Here is a 5,393-nt window from a genome sequence, read left to right as displayed (position 1 = left end):
ACCATGGGGCGATTTTGTGGAGCATGCTAATGTTTGAGATGTGGTATGTTAAATATGCATCAGTTCAAGGTGTCAAATAGCCCCATGCAAGGACGAATTTTTTATCTCGATGTGCTCAGAGCATTAGCGATTATGCTAGTTTTTACTGGCCATACCGTACTAAGTTATGGAGCACCAGCACATTTGGCTCCACTTCAATTTGGTGGTTCGGGCGTTGATCTATTTTTCATGTTGTCTGGCTGGCTTATTGGTTCGCAATTATTTTCTGAGCAGGAAAAATTTGGCAATATTGATATAAAACGATTTTGGTTTAGGCGATGGATGCGCACAATGCCTGCTTACTTCGTCGTTTTATTTTTAACACTTTGCCAGTTATATGTAACCAAAGATACAGTCGCTAATCCAACACCATACTTCTTTTTTGTCCAAAACTATTTCTATCCTATGGAATATTTTACGATAAGTTGGTCTTTGAGTGTCGAAGAACAATTTTATCTCGTCATTGCTCCCCTTATTGTATTTTTGGCTTATTTTAGAACGAAATATCAAACCCTTGTGTTACTTATACTGCTTTTGTTACCAAGCCTATTTAGGTTGCTTGGCTGGTATACGACTTTATATCAAACCCATGTTCGTTGGGACTGTTGCCTGATGGGAGTATTGTTGGCCCATATTTATTACAACCACAACAGTATCTGGCTTTCAGCTAAACGTTTTATGCTGCCCTTATTGATTACTGGTGTTGTGTGCTATCTATTATTTTTCTTATTTAAATGGTACAAACCTTTTCCTGGCTATACCAATCCCTCGATTTTAATCTTGTCGTTGGTATTTGCATGTTTGGTCTTTTATGCCGTAAATAATCCAATTAAATCTAAGCCAAAGGGATACACCCTTATAATGCATATTTCAACGCGGTCATATTCTTTGTATTTACTGCACCCAGAAGCACTAGCGTTAGCAAAACGATTTATACATGACTCTCACTTCATCATTTATTATTCTTTTGCTCTCCTAATTAGTCTTGTCGTTGCAGAGATACTTTACCGCGTTATTGAACTCCCCTTTATTGCTAAGCGAGATCATTATTCGCTGTCAGCTAAAAGAATACAGCAATGACAAAAATCAAGGTAATGCACCTTACCTACGATATGCGTATCGGTGGCACCGAAATGGTGATTAAAAACATCGTAGAAGGCTGTGATACCACAAAATTTACTATGTCTATTTTTTGTATTGAAAAACCCCTAGGTCCTTGGGGTATAGAACTACAAGAGTCAGGGTTGGCAATTGATGGATGCGAACGTCAACCTGGTTTTGATAGGTCGTTGATTGAGGCTATTAGAAAACACCTAAAAAAAAGTGATATTGATATTATCCATTGTCACCAATATACCCCATGGGTTTATGGCGTATTAGCTGCTGTGGGTTTAAAAACCAAAGTGGTGTTCACTGAACATGGTCGATTTTACCCTGACTCAAGTAGTTGGAAACGCAAACTGCTTAACCCGTGGTTATGCCGAATTACCGATCGTATAACGGCTATATCTCAAGCGACTAAACAAGCATTAGTAGACTTCGAAAACATTCCCGAGAAACGTATCGATGTCATTTATAATGGCATAAAACCGCCGCGAGTGGTGCCACGTAAAACGTTAGAACTTAAAGAAAAATTGAGACTCAGCTCAGAGACTAAGATAATAGGTACAATAGCTCGTTTAGATCCAATCAAGAATCATCATATGATGTTAAACGCCTTCGCACAGGTACTCATTACTCACCCCAATATCACACTACTAGTGGTCGGCGATGGAGAAGAGCGTATAAATATCGAGAAGCAGATAAATAGTTTGGGTATTAAAGACAATGTCATCATGACGGGGTATGATCCTCAGCCACAGCACTATCTCGATTTGATGGATATCTTTTTATTACCCTCATTTAGTGAAGGCACATCGATGACATTGTTAGAGGCGATGGCTTTGGGTAAGCCTTGTATTGTGACTGATGTTGGCGGTAACCCTGAAGTCATTAAACACCATAACAATGGACTAGTAGTAAAAACCAATGATGCCGAAGCGTTGAGTGAAGCGATCAAACAACTCATTAGTGACTCTAAAACAGCCGAAAAAATGGGCTTTGTTGGCCAGAAGCGATACGCATCAACGTTTAGTGATTCGGTCATGAACACCACGTTTTCAAACCTTTACACCAACCTTCTACCTTCACATAGTTGATCTTATGAGCAACAGTACTTACCCCCTTATTTCAGTTGTAATGCCTGCCTATAACGCAGAACGCTATATTAGCGAGTCGATCGAAAGCGTTTTGCAACAAAGTTACCCCAATATCGAACTCATCGTCATTAATGATGGCTCCAACGATAACACTGCCAGTGCTATAGGGCATTTGATGCATGCTATTCTTTATATAGAGACTGAAAACAAAGGCGTCTCTGCTGCACGAAACTTAGGAATTCAAAAAGCCCAAGGGGATTGGATAGCGTTTTTAGATGCCGATGACATTTGGTTTGCCAATAAACTGAAAAAGCAATTTGAGCAACTCGGGGGCTGTAACTGGTCTTTTACTGACTCTTATTATCTCGGTGAGCATTATAAAAACAATATCAAACGGTCTGACTTAAGCCCTCTATTTGGGGGAAACATCTTTGAAAATTTGCTCATTGAAAATATCATTACCACATCAAGTGTACTAGTAAAAAAGTCGATAATTCAAATAGCGGGTGGATTTGATGAAACCTTAGAGGCTTTAGAAGATTGGAAGTTATGGTTAGGTATCGCCAAAGAACACCCTATTTCATATGTTAATGAACCACTGCTCAAATACCGCGTCTATCCTGGTTCAACATCGCGAAAAGCAAGAAAAATGTTACCTTTACACGAAATGATTATCAATCATGCTACATCCTCCTTGAGCAGCAGCAAAAACACCTCAATAGTAAAAAAACGTGCTACCTATAACTCATTAAATGTTTGTTCGTATATTGCCGAAGACAGTCAAGACCATCAATTCTCGTTGTATTGCGCCTATCGTGCTTTTTTGCTTTCCCCATTGAGAATTTCCTCACTGAAGCGCTTGGTTCGCTGCCTACTTAATACTATCAAGTTTGGCTTTTCAACAAGGACATCAAAACAATGAGCCTAAAAACTAACCTACTCATAAACCGTGTGGTTGAATTTATTAAATATGACTTCAATCACCTTAAGTACCCTCTGGTTTTATGTTGCCATGTGGTGATTTACATCTTACAGAAATTCAACAAACATAGTTTAGCCTTCAAAATAGCCAGCAATGTTTATCGTACTGGTTGGTCTGGCAGTGATGAGTTAGGTACAAACGTTGCTCATTATTATTTTAAAGCCAATAAAAGTTTAGGTCGTCAAATTAGTGACGAATTTATCAATAACTTGCCCGTGTTAAGCAACACCGCAAAATTTTTCGAACGCCCACAGGAAATGTTAAACGGCATAATCACCGTGCTTAAAAATCCATCTGATATTGAAAAAGGTGCGCTTATAATCAACTACAGCTATTACTTTCCCCTGTTTATACGCTTCTTTGATGTAGAAAAAATAGCAGAATCTTTCAATATTATATTAGAGCCTAGTTGGGCTGGATTCTGTGAAGAAAATATCCTGTCTTACAGTTTGATTAATGCTCCAATATTTTTGCAAGTTTACGAAAAAAGAGACAAACGTTTTATCGAAAGATTAGACAGCAATATTATTCCGGTTGAAGTGGGGCCTAGCTGGTTTATCAACCACAACAATTTTGTTCCTCCGACCTCAGGCAAACGAGACATCGATATCCTGATGGTTGCTGCCTGGGCAAAATTCAAACGTCACAATGCCTTTTTTAAGGCCTTGATCCCATTAATCAGCGATAAACCGGACTTAAAGATTGTATTAGTTGGCTATCCGGTTGACATGAGCAAAGAACAAATTTTACAACTCGCGAACTTGCACGGTATTGCCGACAACATTGAAATTTATGAATGGATCACGCCGCAAGAAGTATCTGAATTGCAAAAACGAGCTAAAGTAAATGTATTGTGGTCAAAATTCGAAGGAAATAACCGCGCCATCATCGAAGGCATGTTTTGCGACACCCCTGTTATCATGCGCAAAGGACATAACTATGGTGAACACTACAGTTTTATTAATGGGCAAACAGGTTACTTTGCGGATGAACAAAACTTTAAAGATATCTACCAAAAAATTAGCTTAAATATAGATAAGATGTCACCGCGAAACTATGTCATGGATAACCGCAATTGCATTATTGGCACTGCAATTATGAGCGATGCCATTAAAAAATATGAAGTCAATAATCAACGCCCATGGACTAGTGACTTAGCTGTAAAAGTGAATGATTTACATGGCATGGCTTACCTCGTAAGCCAAAGCGAACATTATCAAGCAAGCTATTCCTTAATCGCCTCATTATTAAAAAAGAACAACACCAAATGACTATAACCGATAATACACCATTAGACTTGGCCGATTTTTTTCAACGTTTACAGGAAAAAATCTATTTTCTGCCTAATCCTGGTAACGCTGGTGACTCACTGATTGCAGCTGCGACATTTCAGTTTTTCGAAAGACACCATATCTCTTATGAAGTAGTCACCAATGATAGCTTTGACAGTAAGGGGAAAATAGTCGTATACGGCGGCGGCGGTAACTTTGGTGGTATCAATAGTCGGGTCGCTACATTTATTCAATTGCACCATCAGCGCGCTAAACAGTTTATCTTGTTACCGCACACTCTATTTGGTGCAGAGAGCTTATTAGCTCTTTTAGGCGGTAATGTTCACCTCATCTGTAGGGAAAAGGTCTCGTTCCAGCATGCCCTCACCCATGCGCCCAAAGCTAAAGTGTACTTGCATGACGATATGGTATTTGCCTGCGATGTAAATGCTATTCTAGCAAAGCCCATTAATGTCTCTATCAGCAAGCACGTAGCAGAAGAAGTTTGGCGTCGTATCAGAGGTATGGATACTTATGACTATGGTATTAGCCTGCGCTGCATTCTTCATTATTGGTTGTACCAAGCAAAGCAACTTTTTAAGCCTAAAAACAATTCAAACATACTTAATGCATTTAGGGTAGATGTTGAAAAAACCGATATTAAAATTCCAAATGATAATCTTGATATTTCTGATTTATTTGAATTAAGTTCTTGTCAACAAGACCTCGCTTTGCTTGCAACCCAAAAGTTTTTAAATTACATCAATCAGTTTGAGGTGATAAACACGAATCGCTTACATGTCGCGATAGGTGCGACTCTACTGGGTAAACAAGTCAACCTTTACGGCAATAACTATTTTAAGATTAAAGCGATTTATGATTACTCTCTGTCGAATAAATTCA

Annotated in this window: 5 protein-coding genes; all 5 read left to right on the top strand. The window is 38.7% G+C overall.

Features of this window, described 5'->3' with window-relative positions; translation table 11 throughout:
* The first annotated feature begins 45 nt into the window (after window positions 1–45).
* Window positions 46–1,119, top strand: a complete 1,074-nt coding sequence (locus NWQ57_RS03905) for an acyltransferase (protein ID WP_306020769.1) — start codon at window positions 46–48, stop codon at window positions 1,117–1,119.
* Entirely contained in the window at window positions 1,116–2,237 is a 1,122-nt protein-coding gene (locus NWQ57_RS03900) for a glycosyltransferase family 4 protein (protein ID WP_306020767.1), read from the top strand. The genes NWQ57_RS03905 and NWQ57_RS03900 overlap by 4 nt, the downstream gene beginning before the upstream one ends.
* Window positions 2,238–2,241: 4 nt before the next feature.
* The gene (locus NWQ57_RS03895) at window positions 2,242–3,159 is read left to right on the top strand and encodes a glycosyltransferase (RefSeq protein WP_306020766.1); all 918 of its coding nucleotides are present in this window, start codon (window positions 2,242–2,244) and stop codon (window positions 3,157–3,159) included.
* Window positions 3,156–4,490: a glycosyltransferase gene (locus tag NWQ57_RS03890; RefSeq protein WP_306020764.1), complete on the top strand. Its 1,335-nt coding sequence runs from the start codon at window positions 3,156–3,158 to the stop codon at window positions 4,488–4,490. Before NWQ57_RS03895 ends, NWQ57_RS03890 begins: the two co-directional genes overlap by 4 nt.
* Window positions 4,487–5,393, top strand: a 907-nt coding sequence (locus NWQ57_RS03885) for a polysaccharide pyruvyl transferase family protein (protein WP_306020762.1), incomplete at its 3' end; no start/stop codon positions are given. The genes NWQ57_RS03890 and NWQ57_RS03885, both read left to right, overlap by 4 nt.

This window comes from Paraglaciecola sp. (assembly GCF_030730205.1).
Classification (GTDB): Bacteria; Pseudomonadota; Gammaproteobacteria; order Enterobacterales; family Alteromonadaceae; genus Paraglaciecola.
Note: the sequence above shows the minus strand (reverse complement) of the source record. Positions and strands in the feature narration are given on the sequence as shown.

Bases quoted from the DNA above. Each gene is read 5' to 3' on its own strand.
- NWQ57_RS03895 (WP_306020766.1), top strand. From the start codon at position 2,242: ATGAGCAACAGTACTTACCCCCTTATTTCAGTTGTAATGCCTGCCTAT.
- NWQ57_RS03890 (WP_306020764.1), top strand. From the start codon at position 3,156: ATGAGCCTAAAAACTAACCTACTCATAAACCGTGTGGTTGAATTTATT.
- NWQ57_RS03905 (WP_306020769.1), top strand. From the start codon at position 46: ATGTTAAATATGCATCAGTTCAAGGTGTCAAATAGCCCCATGCAAGGA.
- NWQ57_RS03900 (WP_306020767.1), top strand. From the start codon at position 1,116: ATGACAAAAATCAAGGTAATGCACCTTACCTACGATATGCGTATCGGT.